Source organism: Singulisphaera rosea (genome assembly GCF_054877945.1).
This window is the reverse complement of sequence record NZ_JBTYIP020000007.1, coordinates 326,034-352,840: the sequence shown is the minus strand read 5'-3', so window position 1 is coordinate 352,840 and position 26,807 is coordinate 326,034. Positions and strand designations below refer to the sequence as shown.

General features: G+C 63.5%; 20 protein-coding genes. 13 read left to right on the top strand and 7 right to left on the bottom strand.

The genetic code is table 11. The features are described from left to right. Nucleotides 1-145: 145 nt before the first annotated feature. Entirely contained in the window at nt 146-1,132 is a 987-nt protein-coding gene (locus ACYOEI_RS15765) for a DUF1559 family PulG-like putative transporter (RefSeq protein ID WP_462850473.1), read from the bottom strand. A 150-nt stretch (nt 1,133-1,282) separates the two neighbouring features. Here ACYOEI_RS15765 and ACYOEI_RS15760 point away from each other — a divergent pair, with 150 nt between their 5' ends. The 3 genes from ACYOEI_RS15760 (at nt 1,283) to ACYOEI_RS15750 (ending at nt 6,159) form a co-directional block, all read left to right on the top strand. Next, on the top strand, nt 1,283-2,317 hold the full coding sequence (locus ACYOEI_RS15760; protein WP_462850472.1) for a transposase: 1,035 nt from the start codon (nt 1,283-1,285) through the stop codon (nt 2,315-2,317). A 1,092-nt stretch (nt 2,318-3,409) separates the two neighbouring features. Next, on the top strand, nt 3,410-4,750 hold the full coding sequence (locus tag ACYOEI_RS15755) for a sensor histidine kinase (protein WP_462850471.1): 1,341 nt from the start codon (nt 3,410-3,412) through the stop codon (nt 4,748-4,750). Continuing rightward, nucleotides 4,747-6,159 carry a sigma-54-dependent transcriptional regulator gene (locus tag ACYOEI_RS15750; protein ID WP_462850470.1) on the top strand — a complete coding sequence of 471 codons (1,413 nt, stop codon included), beginning with the start codon at nt 4,747-4,749 and terminating at the stop codon, nt 6,157-6,159. The genes ACYOEI_RS15755 and ACYOEI_RS15750 overlap by 4 nt, the downstream gene beginning before the upstream one ends. A gap of 182 nt (nt 6,160-6,341) precedes the next feature. Here the strand turns inward: ACYOEI_RS15750 and ACYOEI_RS15745 are convergent, their stop codons facing one another. Both ACYOEI_RS15745 and ACYOEI_RS15740 read right to left on the bottom strand, forming a co-directional pair. After that, nucleotides 6,342-6,686, bottom strand: a complete 345-nt coding sequence (locus ACYOEI_RS15745) for an ArsR/SmtB family transcription factor (protein ID WP_462850469.1) — start codon at nt 6,684-6,686, stop codon at nt 6,342-6,344. 751 nt (nt 6,687-7,437) lie between these two features. Further along, on the bottom strand, nt 7,438-8,601 hold the full coding sequence (locus tag ACYOEI_RS15740; RefSeq protein ID WP_462850468.1) for an FIST signal transduction protein: 1,164 nt from the start codon (nt 8,599-8,601) through the stop codon (nt 7,438-7,440). 335 nt (nt 8,602-8,936) lie between these two features. On the opposite strand from ACYOEI_RS15740, the gene ACYOEI_RS15735 reads away from it, so the two are divergent. The 7 genes from ACYOEI_RS15735 (at nt 8,937) to ACYOEI_RS15705 (ending at nt 18,675) form a co-directional block, all read left to right on the top strand. Continuing rightward, nucleotides 8,937-10,013 (top strand): hypothetical protein, encoded by a 1,077-nt coding sequence (locus ACYOEI_RS15735; protein WP_462850467.1) that lies wholly within the window; start codon nt 8,937-8,939, stop codon nt 10,011-10,013. 50 nt (nt 10,014-10,063) lie between these two features. Beyond that, on the top strand, nt 10,064-11,212 hold the full coding sequence (locus ACYOEI_RS15730; RefSeq protein ID WP_462850466.1) for a hypothetical protein: 1,149 nt from the start codon (nt 10,064-10,066) through the stop codon (nt 11,210-11,212). A 106-nt stretch (nt 11,213-11,318) separates the two neighbouring features. Continuing rightward, nucleotides 11,319-13,124 (top strand): translation elongation factor 4, encoded by a 1,806-nt coding sequence (gene lepA / locus ACYOEI_RS15725; protein ID WP_462850465.1) that lies wholly within the window; start codon nt 11,319-11,321, stop codon nt 13,122-13,124. 147 nt (nt 13,125-13,271) lie between these two features. After that, nucleotides 13,272-14,723, top strand: coding sequence for a signal peptidase I (gene lepB / locus ACYOEI_RS15720; protein WP_462850464.1), 1,452 nt, complete (start codon nt 13,272-13,274; stop codon nt 14,721-14,723). Between the two features lie 43 nt (nt 14,724-14,766). Then, nucleotides 14,767-16,605: a S26 family signal peptidase gene (locus tag ACYOEI_RS15715; protein WP_462850463.1), complete on the top strand. Its 1,839-nt coding sequence runs from the start codon at nt 14,767-14,769 to the stop codon at nt 16,603-16,605. Between the two features lie 69 nt (nt 16,606-16,674). After that, nucleotides 16,675-17,559 (top strand): LPS export ABC transporter ATP-binding protein, encoded by an 885-nt coding sequence (gene lptB / locus ACYOEI_RS15710; protein WP_462850462.1) that lies wholly within the window; start codon nt 16,675-16,677, stop codon nt 17,557-17,559. Nucleotides 17,560-17,757: 198 nt separating this feature from the next. Then, complete coding sequence (locus ACYOEI_RS15705) at nt 17,758-18,675, top strand: Kdo hydroxylase family protein (protein ID WP_462850460.1); 918 nt, start codon at nt 17,758-17,760, stop codon at nt 18,673-18,675. Between the two features lie 72 nt (nt 18,676-18,747). Here ACYOEI_RS15705 and ACYOEI_RS15700 read toward each other — a convergent pair whose 3' ends face one another. Together ACYOEI_RS15700 and ACYOEI_RS15695 are read right to left on the bottom strand one after the other, a co-directional pair. Beyond that, a complete protein-coding gene (locus ACYOEI_RS15700) occupies nt 18,748-19,815 on the bottom strand; it encodes a glycosyltransferase family 9 protein (protein WP_462850459.1) in 1,068 nt (355 codons plus the stop codon). Between the two features lie 99 nt (nt 19,816-19,914). Then, complete coding sequence (locus ACYOEI_RS15695; RefSeq protein ID WP_462850458.1) at nt 19,915-20,511, bottom strand: HNH endonuclease; 597 nt, start codon at nt 20,509-20,511, stop codon at nt 19,915-19,917. 244 nt (nt 20,512-20,755) lie between these two features. Here ACYOEI_RS15695 and ACYOEI_RS15690 point away from each other — a divergent pair, with 244 nt between their 5' ends. After that, a complete protein-coding gene (locus ACYOEI_RS15690; RefSeq protein ID WP_462850457.1) occupies nt 20,756-22,021 on the top strand; it encodes a competence/damage-inducible protein A in 1,266 nt (421 codons plus the stop codon). Between the two features lie 153 nt (nt 22,022-22,174). Here the strand turns inward: ACYOEI_RS15690 and ACYOEI_RS15685 are convergent, their stop codons facing one another. Both ACYOEI_RS15685 and ACYOEI_RS15680 read right to left on the bottom strand, forming a co-directional pair. After that, complete coding sequence (locus tag ACYOEI_RS15685) at nt 22,175-22,876, bottom strand: hypothetical protein (protein ID WP_462850456.1); 702 nt, start codon at nt 22,874-22,876, stop codon at nt 22,175-22,177. Between the two features lie 70 nt (nt 22,877-22,946). Beyond that, on the bottom strand, nt 22,947-23,777 hold the full coding sequence (locus ACYOEI_RS15680; protein ID WP_462850455.1) for a hypothetical protein: 831 nt from the start codon (nt 23,775-23,777) through the stop codon (nt 22,947-22,949). 220 nt (nt 23,778-23,997) lie between these two features. Between ACYOEI_RS15680 and ACYOEI_RS15675 the strand changes: the two genes are divergently transcribed. Both ACYOEI_RS15675 and ACYOEI_RS15670 read left to right on the top strand, forming a co-directional pair. After that, the gene (locus ACYOEI_RS15675; protein ID WP_462850454.1) at nt 23,998-25,059 is read left to right on the top strand and encodes a ferrochelatase; all 1,062 of its coding nucleotides are present in this window, start codon (nt 23,998-24,000) and stop codon (nt 25,057-25,059) included. A gap of 303 nt (nt 25,060-25,362) precedes the next feature. Then, a complete protein-coding gene (locus ACYOEI_RS15670; protein ID WP_462850453.1) occupies nt 25,363-26,769 on the top strand; it encodes a hypothetical protein in 1,407 nt (468 codons plus the stop codon). Nucleotides 26,770-26,807: the final 38 nt, after the last annotated feature.

Below are 26,807 nucleotides of genomic sequence, written 5' to 3'. Positions count from 1 at the left end.
CACTGCTCGTCGCTGAGGTCGGAGGGATAGGACTTACGCATGGGAATAATCCTCGGACAGATGTCGATCGGCCTGACTCCTTCTACAGGCGTAGGTTACGAAATTTTCGGATTACCGGATAGCCTCTTAGAGTCGTTCTGCTCTCTCAGTAAGAGTCCAAGATCTCGTTGCCAGCGATAGTGTTTAGTGCCCTCCAGTTTACAATAGAAATTGTGCCTTTGATAAAGGATACGTGGCCATCTACAAAGGAAGCGTTAATGCCCTGGGTATGTCTGCTCCCTGCCGGCACGACCGAATAGCTGAGATCCTGCCCAAAAACCGTACAAGTATTGCCATTAGGGATAGTCGCGGAATTCATAAGAGTAAACATGTATTCACCGAACATCCACTGCGCGGATTTCTTGTATGTCAGCGTAGCTGTATTCTGTGACATCGCTTCGCATGCCTTCGTGATGAAGGCGAATTGTATTGGCTTGGCCACTCCCGCGACTTCGTAGGTTAATATCAGAGGGTCGTTGCTGGGAATATCATCCAATTGCCCTACAACCCACTCGGTTACGGCTATTGAGTTGCTGGTTCCATCGGTCACTGACTGCATCCCAGCTGTCGCTCGAAACTTCGTCACCAAGGCGTCACCGAACAGTCCAGTTGTTACTTTGTTGTGTGGATCGACTCCTCCGTTTCCTGGATAGTTCGTCTGTGCCATTACGGCAGTTGTGGTTTGTATGTTGGTGGGACAACGCAGGACATCAATTTTTGTATGAACAGATGTAAAATTTGCCCCTTGCAATCCACTGAAACTTAGTGCGGCCGGGATGCTAAAGTTGATTGAATTGAACAGCGGGGCTTGGTCCATGTCTGGTAGAATCATTGCGTGAAAAGAATAGGCCAGCCCGTTTGCACCTAATGGAAAAACCGTATGGGTTGATGCGTAATTGTTAAGTGCAATAGCGATTTGTTTCAAATTGTTCGCGCACTGGTTTCGTCGAGCCATTTCTCTTGCGGCCTGAACAGCTGGTATTAATAACGCTGCCAATATGCCGACGATGGCTATCACCACCAACACTTCAATCAGGGTGACTCCCCTTTGATATTCAGTAGAGGAGTACATCGCGGAGTGTGGCTTTTTCATCGCTCCTGCCTCCTAATCAGTCGAGCAATCCAAAGAGTCCCATATACCAGGAAAACCAAGGACAGGCAACGCAATCTTGGCAGTAGGCGTCTTGACGGTCGGCTTCCCCGTGGTTAGTGTTCTGAAGAACACTCCCAGGAGGCCCCTCCGATGACGATGGCACGTGCTCATTTGGTGGATCCGACTGTCACCCGCTGGTATCACTGCGTCACCCGCTGCGTCCGACGCGCCTTCCTCCTGGGGGATCCCGAGTTCGACCGCAAGAGCTGGATTGACCAACGCCTCAAGGAACTTGCGGAGATCTTCGCGGTGTCTGTCGCGGCGTTCTCCGTCATGGATAACCATCTCCACGTCCTCGTCCGCCTGGACCCTGACGTGGGCGAGGGGTGGTCCGATGAGGAGATCGTGCGACGCTGGGGGCGACTTTTTCCGCCCCGCGACCGATCTCGCCAACCTTTGCCCGTGTCCGACGAGTGGGTCGAGGGACGGCTCAAGAACGCCGAGTGGGTGGCGACGGCGCGGCGACGGCTTCAGGGCCTCAGTTGGTTCATGAAGTGCTTGAAGGAACCCCTCTCCCGACTCGCCAATCGCCAGGACGATTGCCGGGGAGCGTTCTTCGAATCTCGCTTCAAAAGCGTCGGAATCCTCGACGAGGAGTCGCTCCTGGCGACCTGTGCTTACATCGATCTCAACCCGGTTGCGGCGGGCCTCGTCGACGTCCCCGAGGGGAGCCCACACACGTCGATCAAGGAGCGGGTCGACCACGTCAAGGACCAGGAGCGGTGCGAAGACCTCGAGGCATCACGCCAAGGCAGCGTGGCCGGTTCGGACGCGTCGTCGGGGCTTGAGGAGTTCCTCTGGCTGTGCCCGGTCGAGGATCGTCGCCCGCTGGATTCGTCCCGGGAAGGGATGCTGGAAGGTTTCCCGCTGGGGAGCTACCTGCTCCTTGTCGATTACACGTCGCGGCTGTTCCGTGAGGGTAAGGCGACGGTGGCCCGCGAGGTGTCGGAGATCCTCGATCGGTTGGGTTCGAGCGCGGAGACCTGGCAAGGACGGCTGGAGAGCTTGAGGGAGGGTCGGCTGCACGGGAGATTCCTGGCGTCGAGCCGGTCTCGTCTCGAGGAGGTCGCAGTTCGTTTGGGCCTGGGTCGGGTGGCGAATCTCAACGGCTGCCCTGCCATCTGAGGGCTGGGCCGAGGCCGAGCGCGACCCGTCTCATCGTCGGTGCGGCCTTGTCATGCGGGGCCGGTCATGGGATCGCTGGATTCTCGGCGAAGGCGTCGCGTCGTTAAGGGCATCGGGCCTCCGATCGTCAGTGCATAGGACTGGAGGTAAACTCCACTCAGGAGGTTCGTAGATCACCCCGGCTGGCTCCGGGGTTTTCGCTGGTATGCCTTTTGCTTTGCATGTCCTTTAGATTCTAAATTCCTCGGTCTGCCCAACGCCACTCCAAAAATATCGACAAACTTCGGTATTTATCGTTGGTGCTACGCTTAAGGTAACACGGCAAGATCCCACATGATACACGGGCTGACTATGCCCGCGAAATTCTGTTCGACTCCTGCCTCCGACTACTGCGGAACCTCGTTTCGTTGCGTGGCATTCGGCCGGGTAGACCTGGGTAGTCGCCCACCCAGGCCTCCCACAGATCCAGACGTGCGCGTCAAACGCATCTGGCTCTTCGTCTCAAGACTTCGCTACGCCGCTCCGCAGACCGTGGACCACACGGGCGCGAGGAAGACTGTATCGCTCCTCTATGCGAAGGAACTCCCCCCACGTCACATCACCGTCGCGGCGTCGCCGAGACAGTTTGCTTCGCCAGATCCTTCGCACTCCCTCCCGGAATTCCTGGAGGCTGAAGACGTTGCCAATGATCCCGTAATACCCGTAGTGGCCTTGCAGCTTCTGCCTGAGCTTCCTTGGCGCAAGGTCAGACCTAGTCTCTAGTTTCTTTGGGTAGACCTGGGTGGGCGACTTCCTAGGTCTACCCGGCTCATGAAGGGATCCCATGTACGGGTTGGCCGTCCTACGCGAAGTTGACGACGGCCGTAGGGGATCGCCGACCACACTTTTGGAAGCGGTTTCCCTCAGCCAGGACGAGCTCGAGTGATCGAGGACGATGTCGTGAGCTCAGGGGCTGGTCCCTTTCGGTCGCGTTCCGACCTCTACTCCTAATCTGGGTCTCGTCCGGGTTATAATGAGTCGGTCGCCGGATCGATTCCCGGCGCCCCCCGAGACGTTGGGTGTCGTGCGGAATTTCCAAGTGCTGAGTCATCGATGCTTGCGGCGACCAACGAACGACCGAGATGGGATCTGGCCGCCGAATCGATCGTCGTCAAGATCCGCTGGTTCGGGATCGCGATGGGTTACATCCTCGTGCAGACGAGGACGGGCCTTCACAACCCCTCATCGGTCCGTGCCTTTCTCGCGCTCGGGGCGGTGTATGCGGGGATCGACCTCGCGTTCTATCGGATGGGCGAGGTCTTCCTCAAACGCTGGCCGCTCTTCGTCTCGATGATGGAGTCGGTGTTCATCGCGTTGCTCTGCTACCACGACACGGGGTTGCACAGCCCGTTCCGTTGGTACTTTCTCCTCTCCCTGATCTGTTGCGCGATCCGCTATCGCCCGTCCGTCGCCTGGTTGACGTTCGGCCTCCACAGTTTGAGCTTCCTGATCCTGGCGATGGAGCTGGGAATCGAGCGGGCCGAGGTCTCCGACGGGGCCCTGACGCTCGTCATCATGGCGTGGGTAACCTGGGCGAGCTGGGCCCTGGCAACCTTGCTGAAGCGGACGGGGGCCCGGCTTGAGCAGCTCAATGCCGAGCTCGAGGCGAATCGCGATGAGCTCGAGCGCCGGGTCGCCGAGCGGACGGCCGCCTTGAGGGCCTCTCAGGCGAGGGTGATCCAGCAGGAGAAGATGGCCGCCTTCGGACTCCTCGCCGCGGGGATCGCCCACGAGGTGGGGAACCCACTCGCGGCGATCAGTTCCTTGGTCCAGATGCTCCAACGCCACGACCCCGACCCGTACACCTCCGACAAGCTCGAGCTGGCCGCCCGACAACTCGGCCGCATCCAGCGCACGATCCGAGAGCTGATCGACTTCTCGCGCCCCGGTTCCTCCTTGAGGGCCAAGGTTCGGCCCGCGGAGATCGTCGAAGAGGCGCTCGGGATCGCCAAATATTATCAGCGGACCAAGCAGCGGGCGATCTCGACCGAGCTCCCGGCCGACCTTCCCCACGTCCGCGCGGTGCGTGACCACCTCGTTCAGGTGGTCTTAAACCTCGTCTTGAACGCGATCGACGCGACCGAGCCGGAGGGGCGCATCCACCTCGAGATTCGCGACGAAGGGGCCTGGCTGGTCCTGGCGATCCAGGACGACGGCCGGGGGATCGAACCCGCGCATATGGAGAAGCTGTTCCAGCCGTTCTTCACGACCAAGCCGCATGGGACGGGGCTCGGACTCTTCGTCTGCCGGCAGATCGTCGAGGAAATGGGGGGAGTGCTCTGCTGCGAGTCGGTGCTCGGCCTCGGTTCGACGTTCCTCGTCCGACTGCCCGCCGAACGCCTCGAGCACGCCCCGGCCCCGCCGGCCGGTCTCGCGATGGGAGTCGAGTCATGAGTCGAGCGGCCAGCCGGTCCAACCCGGCTCCGTCCCATCCATCGCCCTCGGGCGGCCGGATCCTGATCGTCGACGACGAAGACGTCCTCGCCCAGACCCTCCAGGAATTCCTCCAGGGAGAGGGATACGAGGTGGGTGTCGCCTCGGACGCGAGTGAAGCCCTCGCGCTCATCCAAGGGCTCGAGCCCGACGTCGTCTTGTGCGACGTCCAGCTCCCCGGGATCGACGGGCTGGAATTCCTGGATCGGTTGCTCAAGGTCCGGCCCGAGACCCTCGTGCTGATGATCACCGCCTTCGCCACCGTCGAGAATGCGGTTGCCGCGTTCCGTCGGGGGGCGCACGATTACTTGATGAAGCCGGTGATCTTCGAGGAGCTGCTCGCCAAACTCGAAAGACTGGTCGGCTACCGTCGCCTCGTCCTCGAGAACCAGGCGTTGCGGAGACAACTGCACGCCAAGGCCGACCCCGAGACCCTCGTAGGGGCGAGCGCCCTGATGAGGGCCGTGAAGAACCTGATCCGCAAGGTCGGTCCGACTCGGAGCAACGTGCTCATCACGGGCGAGTCGGGGACCGGCAAAGAGCTGGTGGCCCGGGCTCTCCACACCCTGGGCCCGCATCCCGACGCCGCGTTCCTGGCGATTAATTGCGCAGCAATCCCGCACGACCTCCTTGAAAATCAATTATTCGGACACGTCCGAGGGGCCTTCACCGGTGCCGACCGCGATCACGCCGGCGTGTTCGTGGCCGCCGGACGAGGCACGGTTTTCCTCGACGAAATCGGGGAACTCGCACCGGCCACCCAGGCCAAGCTCCTCCGGGCGATCGAGAACAAGGAAGTCCTCCCCGTCGGAGCGACGCGCCCGGTCGCGGTCGAGGCCCGCGTGGTCGCGGCGACGAACAAGGATCTGGTGGCCGAGGTCGCCGCGAACCTGTTCCGCGCCGATTTGTATTATCGGCTCAATGTCGTCAACATCGCCCTGCCTCCGCTCCGCGACCGGCGCGAGGATATCCCCGAGTTGATCTCGGTCCTCCTGGCTCGGCATGCCAAGCGTCTCGGCAAACCGGTCGATGGCCTGGACAATGCCACGATCCGAGGCCTGATGGCGGCCCCCTGGAAGGGCAACGTCCGCGAGTTGGACAACGCCCTGGAGCGCGCGGTGATACTCAGCGAGGCCCCGATCCTCGTCCCCGAGGACTTCCCCCCGGGCCTGATCGTCGACCTCGACAACTCACCCCTCGCCGGCGACGACCTCCGAGGAGGCGTCCGCGAATATGAACGGCAGCACATCCATCGCGTTTTGGAAGCGTGCGACGACGACAAGCGAGAGGCCGCTCGCCGCCTCGGGATGGGGCTGTCGTCGCTCTATCGCAAGTTGGAAGAGCTCGGGCTCCGCGCATCGAATCCGTGAGCGCGAGGCCAGGCTCGCGCGTTGGGCAGCTTCGGGGCTTACCCGGGGCCCGGCCGAGTTCTCGGATGTGTCGACGGTGGCGACATGACGGGATCGTTCGGAGCTCGGATCGAGCCACTCGAATGCCTCGAAAGACGGATTCGGGGCATCGAGTGGCGCGAAACGATCGTGCTGGCGGAGAGTCAGCCCATCACGCCCTTGACGACGACGGCGAGCTCTTCGCCGATCTCGGTCAGGGCGTAGAAGTTGTTCTTGCCCTGGCGACGGGGGACGATGATCCCGCCGTGACGGAGCAGGGCGAGGTGGTGGCTGACCGCGGGCTGGCTCTGGTTGAGGTGCTCGCTGAGGGCACCGACGTGCTTCTCGCCGTCGGCCAGCATCAGGATTACCTGGAGACGGGTGGGGTCGCTGACCTGCTTCAGCAGGATCGCCGCACGCTGGGCCAGCTTGAGCTTGTCAACGCCGTCCTTCTTCGCCTTGCTCGCCTTCGTCGCGGATGCTTTGGGAGTCGTGGTTGCTGCGGCCATGTCTTACCGTCCTCGTTTTGCCCACGCCGAAGGTAGAGGGGGCCCCGTGCCACCTCGTCCGCTTTGGCGATCGATGGGAACTCGTCAAGCCAAGGGCAATGGGACCAGGCCAATCGACATTGATGGACCCCTGTTCGGAGCGTCGAATCTCGGGGGGCCACGACATCGTGACCGGTTAGCAGCCTCGTCTTGGAGAGAGTTAATATATCATGACGTTACTCGTAAGCCAAATCATTTTCTTCGTGTCCTGATTTCTCGACGCGAAAAAGTTCGCCTCGGATGATCGTCGCCTCAAGAGTCAATGCAAGCATAACGCCATTCATCGGGGTATCGGTAGGCGTTTCAAGCGGGCATTTCTCGATTCTTACCCGAGCGTCCTGGCAAGCGGGAATCCCCTAAGGAATTCCCTGCTGGCGCGACGACCCTCCCGCGAGTTTCGGGTTCCTGCGGATGTGACGAGGCGGGACCTGGACGACGAGGGGGGGGCGTCGACAGGACCAAGGAATGAACGAATGCTCCGACGATATCGCCTGTCCACGCGGTCAGGGCCGTGCCGAGATTCACGAAAAGGCGATCTCCCGTCGTCGGGAACGGTCTCTCGACGTCGAGAGAATGTGAGGATGTACAAGGCGGCAAGTCGTTCGTCAATGGGGAGGTCGGTCGAATGACAAAGTTTCTTGGGGAGAGACGGGCGAGACCTATGTCGAATCCCACCCGCCGTCGATTTGAAGTCGTCTTCTCTCCGAGAGGATCAGGACGGGATCTCGGAGGATGTCGTGGGGGTGTCACCGAAGAGGACGATGCTGGCCGTGAATCCGTGGACGAAGTTCTGACCCCCGACGGCCCCGAGCTCGCCCATTGCGAAGAATCCCCCGACTGGGATTCTCCCCAGGACGTCCTGGATCAATCCGACGTCGTGGTGGAGACCGGGGAAGAGTCGCGTCCCTCGTCCGTTACAGGTGAACAGAAGTGCTCCGGCGATTTCTGACTCCCCACGGGAATTCGCGACGTTTTCGAGGAGTCCTCGTAATTCGTCGCTGGCCGTTTCGTGGTCGCGGACGTGGAACTGGACGGTCTGGCCGACTCGGATATGGTCGCCGACCGCGATCCCTCCCCCCTCGTCTCCCCCCATCACGTTTCGGATGAGGAAGTCCCCCATGCCGAACGATTCCTGATATTCATTGATAACTCGGCCGACGTGGAGGCCGTTCCTGACCCGTTCTTGATCCCGGGGTGAGAGCGTCTCGTACACTTCCCTGAGGACTTCGATCGCAGGTCGGCGTCCCAGTTCGCGGATGACGTGTCCTTCGATCCTCGTGACGATCAACGGCCGGCCGATCGGGCGGCACCCCTGACTCACGACCGTCCGGGACGAGATCGGCCCCCCGATTTCGAACGCGACCGCCCCGTCCTCGAAGACCTCGTCGTCGAGGACGAGCCGATTCCCTCCCGGCCGATGGCTGCCGCTGGCCATACCACCGAACACGGGGATCGGACGATTGGCCGCGTTGATCGACTTGAGGAGGTCCTCCGCGGGGAAGCTGAAGGGATCGCCGAGCAGCAATAAGGATGGATTGGTCGCGTTAAGGAACTCGTCGCCTGGGGCGTGATCCTGTTCCGTCAGTCGACGTCCACGCAGTTCGACGTTGGGCGACCGCAACGTCCAGAGGCTGAGGGCAGGGGCGTCCTCGATTTCCTGGCCGTCCCCGACGATCGACTCCCCCGTGCAACCGATGACGTGTTGCGCCAGGCCCCGAGTGCGGAGTTCTCGGGCGGTCGTGGCGAGGGTCCCGGCGTGGTGCCTCGAGGCGAAGAGAACGGCCAGGTCGGCGGCTTCGCCTTCCGCCCGACTCAGGACCTCGGCGAGTGCCGATTCGGGATCGTTGGCGGTCGAGAGCGCCGAGACGCACTTCATCAGACTTCCTCTTAGGCAACTGGGAGCGGGACCGCGGGTTCGCGGATCGATTGGGGCTAGGGGACGGGCAAGTTGTGCTTAACCCCCATCCCCAAACCCGATATATTACGACGCGGCTATCGACTTGCCCACCGCCCCTCGACGACTGCACCGACTTCGATGCCATTTGGAACGCGACGCGACGTGCCTTGGACGTCTCGCTCGGGACGTCGATGAGTCGCACCGCGTCCCTCCCGAGGGTTTGCGTCGGGGAGTCCTGTCTCGTGTGCCCAGTGGAATCTCGGACAACTCGACCTGGGCGATGGCCCTCCGGCCTGCTCGGAATGCTCTGCTTGATGGCGGGGATCGAGGCCTACGTCCTGCGGCATGAATACGACCGCTTCCTCTGGGTGGAAGGCTGGGACTGGCGTCGAAGTGCGTCGATGGCCGCTCGGGCCGATTCGAATGCCGATCTCCTCTGTTTCGGCGATAGCCAGGTGAAATGGGGGGTCGCGCCGCTCGTGCTCGAGGATGCGACCGGTCATTCGAGTTACAACCTCTCGATGTGTAGCGGCCAGGCTCCCGCAAGCTATTTTCTCCTCAAGCGGGTCCTCGACCAGGGGAAACGCCCCCGTGCCATCCTCGTCGACTACTTCTCGCCGCTGCTCGTCGCCGACCCCTGGAAAGACGCGCGTCACATCCCGGAAGTCTTCCGCTTCGGGGAGGTCCTCGACCTGGCGAGGGTGGCGCGTGACGCCTCGTTCTTCGGGAACGTCGCCGCGATGAAGATTCTCCCCACACTCCGTTCCCGCCTCGAGGTCCGGGCGGAGGTGGCCCATTTCGTCCGCCTGGCCGACCATACTCATCCCCATCGTGTCCCTCCGAAGATTCGAAGGAACCTGGACGTGAATAAGGGGGGGATGCTGGAGCCCAGTCGGCCGCTGGTCCGGGCCGATTTCGAACGGGAACGCGCGGCATTCCCCGCCGATTGGTCCTGTCACCCGGTCCAGCGTGTGTTCGTCGAGCGGTTCCTCGAGTTAGCAGGTGTTCACGAGATCCCGGTCTTCTGGTTGATCCCGCCGATGTCGCCCGAGATCCAACGAGCTTGCGACGAGTCGGGGAACTCGGGTCGGTATGACGAGTTCGTCCGAGAAACCGCGAGCCGATTCCGCCACGTCACGGTCGTCGATGGTCGTCGGGGCGGGTATGAACCGTCGGATTTCATCGACTGGATCCACCTGGCTCGCGACGGATCGGCGCGGTTCAGCGCCGAGGTCGCGACGGTCGTCGGTCGCCGACTCGACGGCAAGAAATGCCTCGCCTGGGAAGTCCTGCCCGATTCCCGTGGCCGCCGAATCGACCTCCCGCTCGAGGATCTGGATCAGTCGCGCGCGGCGATCGCAGCCGGTGCCGCCGCGTCGCGTCGACGTTGAGGGATCTCGGTTCACTCATGGAAGGCCGAAGTCGCCAGGAACCCCGAACGATGAGCGCTCCCGGAACCCTCGGCTACCGCAAGGCGATGCCCTGGGGACTCGTCGGAATGATCGCGCTTTCGCTCGCCGTCGAGCGGTTCGCGGCCCGGCACGAGCACGACCTCTTCCTCAAGTTCGACGCATGGAGTTGGCAACGCACCGGCCAGTACGCCCGGTCGGACGCGACCAAGAGTCGGATCCTCTGCTTCGGCGACAGCCAAGTCCAGCGTGGGGTGGTCGCCCCGATCCTCGAGAGCCGCACCGGTCGCCCGACGTTCAACCTTGCGCTCGGAGGGGGACAGGCGGTCAGCAGCTACATGCTCCTTCGCAGGGCGCTCGAGGCCGGAGCACGTCCGGATGCGGTGCTCGTCGACTTCTTCCCCGCGATCCTGGCCGGCGACCCCCTGGCCCCGCTCGACGCTTGGCCGCCGATCGCGGACTATTCCGATGTTGTCGACCTCGCCGTGACCGGCCGCGATCCCGACATCTTCACCGAGGTTGCGCTTGCCAAACTCCTCCCGACCTACCGGGAGCGGCACATGATCCGCACCAATCTGACTTCGGCCCTCCTCGGCGAGGAGCACGCCGATCGGTATCTGGTCCCCCCCTTCGTGCGGCGGAACATGAGGCTGAATCGAGGCGCCTTCCTCTGTCCCGACCCACCCGAACGTAAGCCCGATCTCGAGGCCGAAGGCCGGAAGCATTTCAAGGAGAGTTGGACTTGCCACCCCCTGAACGCCCTCTACCTCGAGCGGTTCATGGAGTTGGCACTCTCGCAGAACATCCCGGTTTTCTGGCTGATCCTCCCGATCGATCCCGGGCTTCAGCGGATCAGCGAGCGGACCGGTGTGGACGCCAAGTCTCTTGAGTTCGCTCGCCGAATCCAGGCCCGCTTCTCGAATATCACCGTCGTCGACGGCCGGAAATCAGGCTACGGGCCCTCGGCCTTCTTCGACTATCACCATTTGAGTGTTCGGGGGGCGTCGGTGTTCTCGGACGACGTCGCGACGATCGTCCGCCGCGTGCTCGACGGTGACCGTTCATTCCCCCGTTGGGTAAAATTGACCGAGTACCGCGAACGTCCGATTGACGTCCCCCTGGAAGATATCGAACAATCGAGGCTGGCGCTCAAACGAGAGAGGGAAGCGCGTCGACGCTGAGACCTACCCTTGCCGCTCGAGATCCCGGATGTCTCGGGATCGGTAAAGCCCTCGGCCGTCGCGTCGTGGATTCGTGAGAGCCCTCATTCCATCTGGACCCCCGTCTATGGTTTTCGACCCCAAGTTCATCCGCAATTTTTCGATCGTCGCGCACATCGACCACGGCAAGAGCACGCTGGCCGATCAAATCTTGCTCCAGTCCGGGGCGATCACCCAGCGCGAGTTCCGCGAGCAACTTCTCGACGACATGGACTTGGAACGGGAGCGGGGGATCACGATCAAGGCCCGTGCCGTGGCGATCAACTACGTCCACGAGGGGCAGACGTACGAACTCAACCTCATCGACACCCCCGGCCACGTCGACTTCCACTACGAAGTCTCGCGCAGCCTCGCGGCATGCGAAGGGGCGATCCTGCTGGTGGACTCGACCCAGGGGGTCCAGGCCCAGACGGTGGCCAACGCCTACCTCGCGATCGGGAATGATCTGGCGATCGTCCCCGTGATGAACAAGATCGACATGCAGGCATCCCGCCCGGATGAGATCCGCGAAGAGATGATGGGCTCACTCGGGATCGACCCGGCCGACATCCTCGCCATCAGCGCCAAGACGGGCCTCGGGGTTCCCGAAGTCTTCGGGGCGATCATCCAGCGGGTCCCGGCCCCCGCGGGCAAGCCCGAGGCGCCGTTGCGGGCGCTGATTTTCGACTCGAAGTTCGACGATTACCAGGGCGTCGTCATCTACGTCCGAGTCGTCGACGGCCTGCTCCGCGTCGGGCAGAAGATCCGCCTCATGGCCGATCAGACCGAGCACGAGGTCATCGGCCTGGGCCGGTTCCGGCCCCACAGCGTCGCCTGCGACGAACTTGGCGTCGGCCAGGTCGGCTACGTCACCGCGAACATCAAGCAGTTGTCGGACGTTCACATCGGCGACACGATCACCTCCGCGGCCCGGGGGGCCGATGAAGCCTTGCCCGGGTACCAGGAGCCGGTCCCGGTGGTCTTCTGCGGGCTCTTCCCCGCGACCCACAACCAGTTCGAGGACTTGCGGACGGCCCTCCAGAAGCTCGCGCTGAACGACTCGAGCTTCTCGTTCGAGCCCGAGACTTCGGATGCCCTCGGGTTCGGGTTCCGTTGCGGGTTCCTGGGCATGCTCCACATGGAGATCGTCCAGCAACGCCTCGAGCGCGAGAGCAACCTCGCCCTCGTGCAGACGGCGCCGAACGTGACGTATGAGATCCTGACGACCCGGGGCGAGACGTTCCTCATCTCGAATCCGACCCGGATCCCGGGGGCGGGTGACATCGAAGAGTTTCGCGAGCCCGTCGCCCGCGTCAACTTCATCCTCCCGTCGGATTGTATCGGTGCGATCATGCAGTTGTGCGAGGAGCGTCGTGGGACCTACCTCAAGACGGAGTACATCACCCCGACCCGCGCGATCCTGTCTTACGAATTGCCCCTGGCGGAGATGATCTACGACCTCTACGATAAGTTAAAGAGTGCGACCCGCGGCTATGGCACCATGGATTACGAACTGATCGGCTATCGCGCGAGCGATCTCTGCCGGCTCGACATCCTCGTCGCTGGGGCGAAGGTCGACGCCCTGTCGATCGTGGTCCACCGGGCGCACGCCGACCGTCGTGGGCGGAAGCTGGTCCGGAAGCTCAAGGGGGAGATCGAACGGCACCAGTTCGAGGTGGCGATCCAGGCCGCGATCGGGAGCCGCGTGGTCGCCCGTGAGACGATCTCCGCGCTCCGGAAGAACGTGACGGCGAAGTGCTACGGCGGCGACATCTCGCGGAAGCGCAAGCTCCTCGAGAAGCAGAAAGAGGGCAAGAAGCGTATGAAGCAGGTGGGGAATGTCGAGATCTCGCAGGAGGCCTTCCTCTCGGTGCTCGACGACAGCGACGAGTGATCGCGATCCCGCCCCGGCCGACCTCCCCGCCCGGCCTTCGGTCCAAGGCGAACTGCGGGGGGCCTCGACCTTCGACGTGCGGTGCGTGGGTAAGGACGTCCGGCGGCTCGGCCCTCTCGGCAAGCCCGACCCAGTCCGGCGGTGACTATGAGCCAAGCGATTGAGGCGCCCCCCGAGACGGTGATCGAAGTCTCCCACTCGGGAGTCGTGCGGCAAACCGTCGAGTTCCTCGTCGTCCTGACCCTGGGCATCCTCCTCTTCCGAACCTTCGCCGCCGAAGCGTACATCGTCCCGACCGGCTCGATGGCGCCGACCCTGCTCGGACTCCACGAGGAACTCGTCTGTCCGAACTGCGGGATTCGCTTCGCCCTGGGAGTCGACGAGGAAGGTCGTTCCGGCCGCCCGCTCTGTCCGAATTGCGGGCAGAGCAACTTCGACCACGTCCCGGCCGTCGAATGCAACGGGGACCGGCTCCTCGTCCAGAAGTTCCTCTATGACATTCGCAGGCCCAAGCGGTGGGAGGTGGCGGTTTTCCACTTCCCCGGCGACCCTACGCAGGCGTATGTCAAACGCGTGGTCGGCCTGCCGGGAGAGTCGATCCAGATCGTCGGGGGCGACATCGTGGTCGACGGGACGATCGCGCGGAAGTCGCTCGACGAGCAACGCGGCATGCGCATCCCGGTCTACGACAATCGGTTCGTGCCGCTCGACTCGGCTCGCTACCCCCGCTTCGCTTTCCACCGAGGTTGGAAGGAACGCGGCCTCCCGACCGGCTGGCACGCCTCGGGCAGCCGATTCATTCATGACGCCGACGGATCCGAGCGAGGGCCGTTGGATTGGGTCGAGTATCGACACTTCGACCCGGACCGCGGGGCCTATGCCCCGGTTCACGACTTCATCAGCTATAACGGCAGCGATTTTCGGGGTGAGAACCGAGTCTCCGACCTGATGGTCGAGGCTCGCCTCAAGGTCGCGGACGACGTCGAGTCGCTCGACGTCCGGCTCAACTCGGGTGCCGACCGGTTCGTGATCACATTGCCCTTCCGAGGGAAGCGTCCCCTCGAAGTCCGCCGGAACGGGGCGCCGGTGGCGTTCTTCGACCTCGAACCGACCTCTCCGCTCCGTCAGGAGGCCCCCGGCGGCCGACTACTGGAAGCGTCGGTTATGGATCGTCGGCTCTCGGTGGCACTCGATGGCGTGCCCCTATTCGAGCCGATCGACTACGAAAACCCGACGGAGGGGCCGGGAGTGGACGAGAGCCCGATCGCCTTCGGTCTCCGGGACGGGACCCTGGAGATCGACGGACTGCGGATCTTCCGCGACGTGTACTACACGAGCCTGCTCGCGAATACGCCGAGACGTCCGTTCGGGGTCGAGCACCCCTATCAACTCGGCCAGGATGAGTTCTTCGTACTCGGGGACAACAGCCCCGTTTCGAACGACTCTCGATTTTGGGCGGAAAGTCCCGTGGTTCCCGGCGAATACTTCCTTGGGAAGCCATTCCTGGTGCATCTACCGGGACGGGCGGTCCCCCTTAAGGTGTTCGGACGGTCCTTATACTGGGTTCCCGACCCGAGGGAAATCCGGTACATTCGATGAGGATACGTCCTTGTCCGCGCGGAACCCGCAGGGATTCTCGACGATGAAACGCCCCTCAGCGACTCGATTTGAGCCGAGTTCCGCGGAAACCTCGCGCGGTGGTGTCGCCAATCGCCCGGCCGGGGCGACGCAGAGCGATAAGCCGAAGGACGCCAAGAAGGAAGGGCATCGCGAGACCGTCGAGGCGATCGTGGTCGCCTTCATCCTCGCGCTCCTCGTCCGGGGTTTCGAGGCCGAGGCCTTCGTGATCCCGACCGGCTCGATGGCCCCGACCCTCATGGGCCGCCACAAGGAGATTACCTGCCCGCAGTGTGGGTACGTTTACTCCGTGAATGCGTCGTCGGAAGACGACGGGGGTCGTTCCGTAGGGATCGCGGGGCTCCGACTTCGCTCGAGTGGACAAGGCTCAGGGTTGCCCACGGTGGTGATGGGGACCTGCGTCAACTGTCGCTACCAGGCGAGGGTCGACGACACGCCGACCTTTAACGGCGACCGCATCCTCGTCATGAAGTTCCCGTACGACATGCCGTTCCTGCCGGGGGCCTCGGCCCCCTCGCGGTGGGATGTGGTCGTCTTCCGATATCCCGAAGAGCCCGAAGTCAGCTATATCAAGCGGCTCGTGGGCCTGCCGGAAGAAGAGCTGCGGATCTGGTTCGGTGATCTTTACATCAAATCTAAAGGCGAGAAGGATTTCGCGCTCGAGCGCAAGCCCTTGGAACACCAGCAGTCGATGGCGATGATGGTTTATGATGACGCCCATCGGGCCAAGGCGCTGGAGGGGAAGTCGGAATGGCTCCGTTGGGGGTCTCGGACTCCGGTCACCTGGGACGAGAAGTCGAAGGGAGAATTCACCGTCGACGCCCCGGTCGGTCAGGAAGCCGAGCTGCGTTACCGACACCTCGCCCCCGATCGTGAGCAGTGGGACGCCATCAACGAGAATGCCCGCCTGCCTCGGGCTCCCCGCCCGACCCTCATCACCGACTTCTACTCCTACAACACGAGCCAGACGAGCGAATCTCGGGGGGCCTTCGAAGGGGCGAGGATCCAGCCTCACTGGGTCGGCGACCTCTGCATCGCCGGCACCTTGAAGGTTGATCAGCCGAAGGGGGTGTTCCGGCTCGAACTCATCGAGGGGGGGATTGTTAACCGATGCGAGATCGACCTCGCCTCGGGGACGGCCACGCTCTTCCACGACGGCAAGCCGCTCGGCTCGTCCTTGAGCCCGAAGGTGTTCGAGGGGACGGGAAGCCATACCTTCTCGTTCGCGAACATCGATAATCGACTTACTCTCCTGATCGACGGTCGCCCGGCCTTCGGCGACGGGATCACCTACGAGGATGCCCCGAACACCCACCCGGCTCCGACCGCGGCCGACCTCTCGCCGGTCGGGATCGCGGCGATTGGTGCGGCGGTCTCCGTGAGCGACCTTGTCCTGAAACGCGATATCTACTATACCCTCAATCCCGGAAGCCCCGACTACGGGAACCTCTGGGATGACCGGATGCCCAGGAACACGGAAGAGTTGTTCGACCTCCTGGCCGAACCCTCCCGTTTCTCGGCCCTGGCGAATCTCCCGACCAAGGATTACTCCATCGGGCCCGATCGCTTCCTGATGCTGGGCGACAATAGCCCCGAGAGCCGAGACAGCCGGGGCTGGAATACCGACGATCGCAGGGTTCCGAGCATTCCGATCGAGGAGTCCAACGCGGGTTGGGATACCTCCAACCGGAAGAGCCATGAGGTCCCACGCGCGATGCTGACGGGCAAGGCGTTCTTCATCTACTGGCCGCACGGCAAACCGGTCTGGCCCGACATTCGCATCAGCCGAGACTTCCGGATCCCGTTCCTGCCTTATGTTCAACGGATGAAGTGGATTCGCTGACCGCAACGACGCGGTCGGCCGCCTCGCGGGTGGCAAGCCCCTCTGGCGCGTTCAAGGAGGATCGGCCCCATGGCCTTGCTCGAAGCTCGCGGTCTGGAGAAGTTCTACGGCCGTCGGAAGGTCGTCAACGGCGTCGATTTCGACGTGTCGCAAGGCGAGGTTGTCGGCTTGCTCGGGCCGAACGGCGCCGGGAAGACGACCAGCTTCCGAATGACCATCGGCCTCATCAACGCCGATGGCGGCAAGGTCGTCTTCGACGGCCAGGACGTCACCCCGCTTCCGATGTACAAGCGGGCCCGCCTCGGCATGGGCTACCTCGCCCAGGATTCGAGCGTCTTCAAGCAACTCTCGGTCGAAGACAACTTGATGGCGATCCTCCAGACCCGCAAGGGGATGAACCGTCGCCGTCGGATCGAACGGCAGAACGAACTGCTGAGCCAGTTCGGCCTCACGCACATCCGGAAGACCAAGGCCAACCGCGTCTCAGGTGGTGAACGCCGCCGGCTCGAGATCGCGCGTTCCTTGATCACCGATCCGAAGCTGATCATGCTCGACGAGCCGTTCGCGGGCATCGACCCGAAGACGGTCAACGAGATCCAGGACGCCATTCGCGACCTCGCCGTGCGCTACAATCTCGGCATCCTGCTGACCGACCACAACTTCCGCGAGACGATCGAGGTTACCGACCGCAGCTACCTGATCCGCGAAGGGAAGGTCTTCGCGTACGGGACGCCCGGCGAGATCCTCATGAATCCCGACGTTCGCCGCTATTATCTGGGCGAACGCTTCGACGCCGGACACCTCCTCGACCAGATCCAGCGCCGGAGCCTCCACCATCACCAACACGAGAACGAGGCCAAACCGGCCGACGTCGTCCTCGACCAGGTCGATGTCGAGCACCGATTCCCCCCGAACGACGACCCCCCTCCGGGCCCTGTCATCTCGATCCGCTGAGCCCCGGCGGCGTGATGCCCTCGCCGCCGATCCGACGTGCTCGGAGCCCTCTGATCAAGGTATCTTGGCGCGCGTCAAGGTCTCCTTGACGGGCCTATCGAAATCAGGGAAGATCCCGCGCAGACTCATTTTGCGCAGCTCGGGCCCGACGAGACTTTCCCTCGTCCAACGACGACCACATTCGCCAAGGAGGGCTGGATGGCGCGGCTGACGATCGACGACGGTACTCCGGAGTTCACGGCCAACGAGGAGCAGTACCGACGGCTGGAGACTGGGGACATCCTCTATTTCCCGACCACGCCGTTCGAGCTCTCGGCGGACGAACGCGCGTTCCTGATTTCGCAGAAACAAGTCGACGCGTCGTATCACAAGAATATCAGCTATCGTCCTTCGGAAGACCGCCTCAAGGGTGTGGACCAGAAGGACGCGGCCGAGTGCGACCGTATGCACCGGGTGATGCGGGCGTACTCGGAGCGGGCGATCGGGTTCATGTCGCGGTTCCTCTCGCGGTATGCGAAGGACTGGAAGATCGACTTCGCGAGCTTTCGGCCGATCGAAGAGGCCGGGCGCAAGGTCTCGCTCCGGTCCAGGAACGACCTGATCCACGTCGACAACTTCCCCTCGCGACCGTCGCACGGCGATCGGCTGCTGCGGATCTTCACGAACGTCCACCCCGACCGTTCGCGGATCTGGGTCACGTCCGATAGCTTCGAGCAGCTTGCCTGGCAGTACGCGGGCAAGGCGCGGCTCCCGCACCCGCCGACCCGGATGTCCCAGCTTCGTAGCCGGGCGACTCAACTCCTGTCGGGGATCGGGCTCCCGGTGGTCGACCGGCCCCCGTACGATCAGTTTATGCTCCGCTTTCATCATTACTTGAAAGAGAGCGAGACCTTCCAGAAAGAATGCCCCAAGGATCGATGGGAGTTCCCGCCCAACTCGACCTGGATCGTCTTCACGGACACGACGAGCCATTCCTGCATCAGCGGCCAGTACGCCCTCGAGCAGACGTTCATCGTCCGGCGCGGAAGCCTCGTCTTCCCGGAGAAGGCCCCGATCGCGATCCTCGAGCGAATGGCCGGCTTCCCGCTCGCCTCGCCGAAGGCCAAGAGCGCCTGAGCCCAGAGTTCCCGAGGGCCCGTCCTCTGAAGAAGGACGGGCCCGGGACGCGTCCTCGACCGTCTTTGACCATCAGGCCGCCGCCGTCTCCCCGCGATCGAGGTGAGCCAGCACCACCGGCCAGACCCGGTCTGGCGTGAGCTCGGCGAAACATTCGAGCCTGTCGCATTTTGTCCGATAGCTCGAGGCGCACCAGACTCGAGTGGCCACCGACGTCGCTCGAGGCCCATACGGACCGTTGAGGCCGGGGCTGGTGCAAGTGTAGACGCCGACGACCTTCGCCCCGGCCGCGGCGGCGAGGTGGAGCGGTCCCGAGTCGTTGGAGAGGAACAGGTCGCACTCGCTCGCGACCGCCGCCAACTGGGGCAGGGTGGTGGTGCCGCAGAGGTCGACGAGCGAGAGCTCCGGCACCAGCGATTGGAAGGCATCGACCCAGGGGCGATCCTCGGGAGCACCGACCGCGACGAGACCGGCTCCTCGGGTCTGCACGGCCCGCCGTGCGATTTCGGCGAAATGTTCGGGGGGCCATCGTTTCGTGAGCCAGCGCGCCCCCATGTTGAGCGCGAGCCGGGGGCGGGGGACCCCTGCGAGTTTGGCCCTGGCCCAGGATCGGTCGACGTCCCGGACCGGCAACTCGTATTTCGGTAGGGCGGTCTCTCCCCCGAACGCTGCGGCCAGCGTCATGAGACGGTCGACCGCGTGGGCGTCCGGACCTGGCGGCGTCACCCGATGGGTATAGAACCACGCCGCCCCCTCGCGAGCGTCCGCCAACCCGACTCGGATCGGCGCGCCGGTGGCCAGGGACATGATCCCCGATCGGAGCAAGCCCTGGAGATCGATCGTGAGGTCGAACCGTCGGGCCCGTAGCTCCGCCTGGAACCGAAGGAACCGGGCGATCCCCGCCGGACTCGGGCCGCTCCGGGCCCGGTCGTAGGCGATGACCTCGTCGATCTCAGGATGGTCGTCGACCAAACCGCGGAGCGATCGGTTCACCACCCAGGCGAGACTCGCCTCGGGCCAGATCGCGCGCAGGGACCACAGCACGGGCTGGGCGTTGACGATGTCGCCCAGGGCACTCGGCTTGATGAGGCAGACCCGCTGCGGGCGAACGCTGCGCAGATCCGCAACGCGTGTGGACATGTTCCGGGGAACTCCTTTTCCCTGGCCGATCGATCGACCGTAATCTAACCGACCAACCCTCTGATGACAACACCGGCGGGTATCGGCCCCGAACCCGCGTCAGTCTTCGAGCGTCACGTTCCAATAGGCATCGCTGAGGAAACGCGACCAACTGGCCACTCGGGCGACGGGTGCGTCGTAATGGGGTTTCCAGGCCGGTCGCACGGGCGTTTTCCGGAGCTTCATCCCGGCGAGTTCGGGAGTTCGATTCGCCTTGCGAGCGTTACAGGTGACGCAAGCCAGGACGCAGTTTTCCCAGGTCGTGAGGCCGCCCTGTGACCGAGGGATCACGTGGTCGATCGTCAATTCCTCGCTCCCCGGCTGACGCCCGCAGTACTGGCAGGTCGAGTGGTCTCGTTTGAAGACGTTTCGACGGCAGAAGGTGACGGCCGTATGACGCGGCCGATCGTGTCGGGTCAGGGTGAGGACTTCGGGGACGCGCATTCGGAACGCGACGGTGCGGATGAACGCCTCGCCTTCGCGGGGCACCAACTTTGCCCAGTCGGACCAGGCATAGAGCCGGAAGTCTTCGGGGTCGACGACGAAGGCTGACTCGTTCCAAAGCAGCGTGAGCGACCGGGCAACGGTCGCGACATGGACCGGTTGCCAATGGCGATTGAGGACCAGCGTCGGACGTTCGAGGACACCGCTAACCATGAACGGAGCGCCTCCCGCGAAGGACACCCACTCTCTGGTACGCGATCTAGGGCCCACCGGCCAGAAGATCGCCGGGCCGGACACGACAAGGATATCCCACGGCGGGGACGAACGTCATCCTCTTATCGAAAGTCGTCCACGATTCTTGGAGATTCGCCGACGACTTGTCGGGCTGTTACCATGAAAGGGTCGGGTGCCCCGGACGGGCGCTCGACGCAAAGGATTCCTTGATGCGAGGGTGTTGATGAAGGCGGAAATCATCGCCGTCGGCAGCGAGTTGGTGAGCGGTCAGGGGCTCGACACGAACAGCCAGTGGCTGAGCCGGGCCCTGGCCGCCCTCGGCATCCCCGTCCACTTCCACACCACGCTGGGCGACGACCTCGAGGAAAACCTCGACGCATTCCGGGTGGCGATCGGCCGGGCCGACCTCATCCTCACGAGCGGAGGGCTTGGCCCGACTCAAGACGACCTGACCCGCGAGGCCCTGGCAAAGCTGGCCGGTGTCCCGTTGGTCGAGGATCCGGCCGCCCTCGAGGCCATCGCGGCCATGTTCGCGCGCCGGAATCGCGTCATGGCCGAAAGGAACCGAGTCCAGGCCCTCTTCCCCCAGGGGGCGTCGGTCGTCACCAACCGGACCGGCACGGCGCCTGGGATCTGGATGCAGGTCGGCAAGGCCACCTTCGGGTGCCTGCCCGGCGTCCCCTCGGAAATGCGGATCATGTTCGACGAGGAGTTCGTGCCGAGGCTCCGGGCGCTCGGGGGTTCCGGCTGTGTCATCCTGCACCACAAGATCAACCTGTTCGGCAAGGGCGAATCGGACATCGAAGCCGACGCCATGGACCTCACCGTGCGCGGCAGAAATCCCGAAATCGGGATTACTGCCCACGACTCGACCATCAGCTTCCGGATCCGCGCTGAGGGGAACGACGAGGCGGAAGCTCGTCAGGCGCTGGTTCCGACCCTCGAGCTCATCCGCAACCGCTTCGGAGAGCTTGTCGTGGGGGAAGGGGCCGATGACGTTGCCGAGGCCCTACTCGCCCAACTCATCCGGACCCGTTACACCATCGCCACCGCCGAGTCGTGTACGGGAGGCCTCGTCTCCCAGATGATCACGGCGCAGGCCGGGGTGAGCGAGTATTTTCCGGGCGGAGTCGTCTCGTATTCGAACGCCGCCAAGGTCAACCTGCTGGATGTCCCCGAGGGCCTCATCGAGGCCCATGGGGCCGTGAGCCCCGAGGTCGCCGAGGCCATGGCCGTCGGCGTCCGCCGCAAATTCGGGGCCGACCTCGGGATCAGCGTGACGGGGATCGCGGGTCCGTCGGGGGGCTCGCTACTCAAGCCCGTCGGCCTCGTCTACCTCGGCCTCGCGACCCCGACCGAGGTGAGCTCGCGGAGGCTCGACATCGGGGCCGACCAGCCTCGCGAGATCATCCAACGACGCTCTGCAAAGAACGCCCTCAACTGGGCCCGTCTCGCCTTACGGGCGGTCGAGTCGCGTACGGATGAATAAGGATGGGCGTGAGGCATTAAGGGTAGATTTATCCGCAGATGACGCATGTCGGCACAGATGGAAATTTAAAAGTTATTCCCTCTGTGCCGATCGGCGTCATCTGCGGATCATTGTTGGCCTTGTCTTCTTGGCCTGCACATCGATCGCCGATGATTATCGGCTCGCCGGTTTCGCCGGGCTCTCCGGGTAGACCGGCCTTATCACGGTGACGGTCGAGGCGATGTTGGTTGAGTCGAGGTGTTTGAAGTCGATCTCGACGAAAAGCCCGGGCTTGAGAGTGGCCGCCGTGAAGTGAGTCGGCTTCGCCGTCGCGTGTTTCGAGTCGGGCGGAGCAGGCCTCGTATCGGCCGGGTCGTCCGAGCGTCTGGCTTCGGCAGGGGTCTTGGCGCCTTTCGTGGTCTCATCATCGGGCGTCCGGAATCGTGTCTCGATCCGCCCTTCGTGCGTGAGGTCGACGACCACGAGAGTGTCCTTGTCCTGGGGCTCGCCCTTGGTCGCGATCGAATTCGCCCCGTCCGTGGCCTCTTTCTTCGCGGACTCGGACGGATCGCCCGAGTTCTGGTCGCGGGCCCAATCTTTCCAGACGGCGGCCATGTTAATCGTGAGCCGGACGGGCAACACCTTGCCGTCCTTGTCCGCCCGCTTCTCTCGGCGACTCGACACGCCCGCCGTCGGCGCTTTCGCCAGCGGTTCGACTTTCACGATAACTCCGGCAACCCGCTCCGCACTCTCCTTCGCCTTCGCCACTCCCGAGGCCTTCGACGCCTTCGTCTCCTGGGCAGTCCCCGTGACGGAAGGACCTGAGATCAGACTGAGGGCTATTCCAGCGGCCAACCAACCTCGACGTGCGCGCATCGGCGTCTCTCCCTTCGACGAAACCTGGGGCGATTGATCCCGAGGACGTCTCGGATAAATCCGACGAGCTTTAATGCAACTTCGGGGCCGGTTTCGCGACGAGTCGGCCCTCTTCGAGAGTCCATCCAGTCCACACCTTTTCGGCCTCGGGATCTTGGTTGCGGAGCCAGTCGGTCGCTTCGTCCAGGATCCTCGTTTGATCGGCGAGGTGGCCGCCGCGTTCCAAGGCGCGCAGGAGGTAGCCGGCGAACTCTCGAGTCGCCCCGCCCGACTTCGATTCGCTCTCGAGCGCCTGTCGCGAGGACGAATCCTCGGGGCGGCCGTTCGCGAGCAGGAACTTACCCCAGAGCGAGACGAAGGGGTCGGGGTTCTTGGCGATCAGCTCGAGGCTGGCTCGAGGGAACGCGATCCCTTCGGTCGACGCATACGCCATCGGGCGTGCAAGGAGGACCCGGAACCATCCAGGCCAGTCGGGACTTTTTGCGATTGTCGTGGCATATCCCGATGGGTCGGCGCTCGCCGCCTCGGCGGTCAGCGACTCGGCCAGGATGTAGCGGGCCAGGGGGGGGAGGGGCTTCCGCAGGCAGATGTCCCAACGCTGTCTCTCGTTGACGCTGGGATCCCGGCTCAGGGCGAACGCGGCCTGGATCCGCTCGGCCTCAGGGCGCGATTCGTCATGCAAGATATAGACGTTCGTCCAGACCGTCCGGAGTGACCAGACGCCAAGGCCGAACCAGCCGACGAGCGCGACGACCACGGCCAGGCCGGCGATCCCCAGGTAGAACAGGCTGCCGTATTTCTCGCGCGTCGTGAGCCGAGGCGGGTCGGGGGTGACGATCGGCAAGGTGGGGAACGAGGGCTTCGGAGAGCCGTTCGACCCGGGTAGCTGGTGCAAATCCATGACTTCGATCCCTGACTCCGAGGCGTGCCATTCGCGTGCGAACTCCTTTCACCTTCGCAGGTTCATGGAGGGCCGACAAGGGACGCCGAGCCTACGTCTCGTCGCCGAATCCACGTGTCCAAGGTATCCTTGAGGGAGTGGGACGCCCCTTGCCGTCGACGGAACGATGCCTACAAAGAGCACGGTCGGGCCCAAACGCGTCGGAGTTTCAAGAGGACGTATGAGTTCCAACGACACGAACCTTCCCGCATACGACGCCATCCTCATCGTCGGCTTCGGTGGGCCGGAGCGTCGCGAGGATGTGATCCCGTTCCTCGAAAATGTCCTTCGGGGCCGCAACGTCCCTCACGAGCGGATGCTCGAGGTCGCCGAACACTACTACCACTTCGGGGGCGTGAGCCCGATCAACGGCCAGGTCCGTGACCTGATCGCCGCGATGCGTCCCGAGCTCCTCGGTCGAAAGGTCGAGCTTCCGATCTACTGGGGCAATCGCAACTGGCATCCGATGCTCGGGGACACGATGCGTCAGATGGCCGCCGATGGTGTTCGAAGGGCGTTGGCGGTGGTCCTGGCCGCGTATAGCTCGTATTCGAGCTGCCGACAGTACCGCGAGGACATCGAGCGAGCTCGCGGCGAGGTCGGCGAATCGGCCCCGCGCGTCGACAAGATGCGTGTGTTTTACAATCACCCCGAATTCATCGCCGCCAACGCCGAACGCGTTCGAACTGCGTGGGACCAGATTCCACCCGAGCGTCGGCCCACCACCCACCTTGCCTTCACGGCCCACAGCATCCCCTCGTCCATGTCGGCCAACTGCCGGTATGTCGAACAACTCTCGGAAGCGTCGAGAATGGTCGCCGACGCTGTCGGGGTCGACGCCGAGCGCTGGCGGCTCGTCTACCAGAGCCGGAGCGGACGTCCGACCGACCCCTGGCTGGAACCGGACATCGTCGACCACCTCCGAACGCTCAAGGACGAAGGGGTCGAGGATGTCATCGTCCACCCCCTGGGATTCCTCTCCGATCACATGGAAGTTCTCTTCGACCTCGACGACGAGGCACGCCGGGCCTGTAACGACGTTGGCCTCAACATGCTTCGCTCCGCGACCGTGGGGACCCACCCCAGGTTCGTCGGGATGCTCGGCGAACTGATCGAGGAGAGGCTCAACGGTTCCGAGTCTCGTCGGGCGATCGGCCGGTTCGGCCCCAGCCACGATATTTGTCCGTTCGACTGTTGCCTTATGCCCGCGCGACCTGCTGGGAGGCCTCAGGGGGTATCCTGATCGCGAACTGAACAACGGAATGTAAAAGCATGGATGCGTTTGTGGTTGTTGGATTGAAGGCTGGCGGTCATCTCGGGGCCACCAACGCATTCTTTCGGCCGACCTCTCTTCCTCTTGCACAAGCTTCGCCGTAAATTGGTCGACATCGTAACGGCGGGTCGGACGAACCCCTGGGGAGCGTTCGACACGCGCCCCCTCCGTCGGCAAGACGGGCGGAGATCGCCCCTCCGCGACGATTCCTGCCCTTCGTCGCGATCATTCCTGCCGCTGGGTCGATACTCTTGGGTGAGAGGAAGCCGCATCATGAGTTTCGTCGACCGCCTCGGTCGGAGCCTGTTCGTTGCGCTTGCGGTCGGGCTGGGATGGGGAATCCGAGGCGATTTCGGGCACCTCGTCGGGGCGATGTACCCCGGCGCGGTGCTCGGCCTGGCCTTCGCTTATGTGAGCGGGCAGCGGTCGTTGCTCCGCTGGATGCCGATCCTCGCCGCGCTCGCGGCGATGGGGATTGGGTCGGGCGGGTCGATGAGCTACGGGATCCTGCACGGTTACGCGCAGGCGGATACCCCGATCAACTTCGCCTATGGGTTCACTACCTTGTTCCTCCAGGGGGCGACATGGGGGACGTTCGGAGGGGCCTTGATCGGGCTCATGCTCGAGAAGACGCCCATGACGACGAGCGAATGGCTCGGGCTCGTGGGGACCGTCCTGTTCTCGGGATGGTCGGTCTCGTTCCTGGTCGTGGATGTGCTCGGGTTCCACATCAATCCGCCGAGGAACGACGGGTCGATCGCGTACATGGGGGCGGCGATCGGCCAACTGATCTGGCTGGCCACGAACAAGAAGCCGGTCGGGCTGAGAGGGGCCCTCTTTGCGTTCGTCGGTTTCGGCGTCGGTATGTCGGCCGGCCGACTCCTGGGGAACCTCGCGAACGTGCTCCAGGATTCTTCGGGGTATGCGATCAACCACTGGAATGTCATGGAGACGTCGTGTGGCTTGATCGCCGGCTTCAGCTTCGCCTTCGGGATGCTCGGGCGTCGTTATCCCGAACCTCCGGAGGAGAAGAATCTCAAGCTCGCCTCGTCCTACGCGATCGTCTACGTCCTGGGCTTGATCCCGCTCTGGCATCGGCTCGGCCGGATCCGACCCGACGTCAAGCTCAAGGAGTGGTCCGCGTCGCTCAGGACGTACGGCTATCCCGACCCCGACGGCCTGGCCCGGACAGTTCTCTGGCTCGTCGACGGCGTTTGCGTCCTGGGATTCGTCGGCGCGTTGGCGTGGCTGGTGATCTATTCCAGGAAATCCCGAGGTTGGGCCGCCCTCCCGGTCCTCTGGCTCTCGGGGACGATGCTCCTCTTTCAAAACCTGACGGCACTCTACTTCTTCTATCCCTCGCGCCCAAAATACGTGAACATGCACCATGTTTTCTGGGTGCTCTTCGTCTTCATGCTTGCCTATGCTTTTGCGAACCGCCGCCGACTCCTCACCAGCACCTTGACTGAGTCCGAGATCGTGCCGGAGCCGGTCGAGCCTGGCGTCGAGAGGAACTTGGGGCTTATCGGCTCGCTCGCGGGCGGGCTTGGCATCCTGATGCTCGTGATCTATCTGGCGGGCTTCGTCAACGGCGGGAAGACCATGACGTCCGCGAACACTCGTTGGCCGATCTGGGCCTGGACGCAAGGCCCGTTCCCAAGGCAGTCGTCGACGCGTTGATCCTGCGTTTTCGCGAGATGCCTGCGGCATCCCGGGGC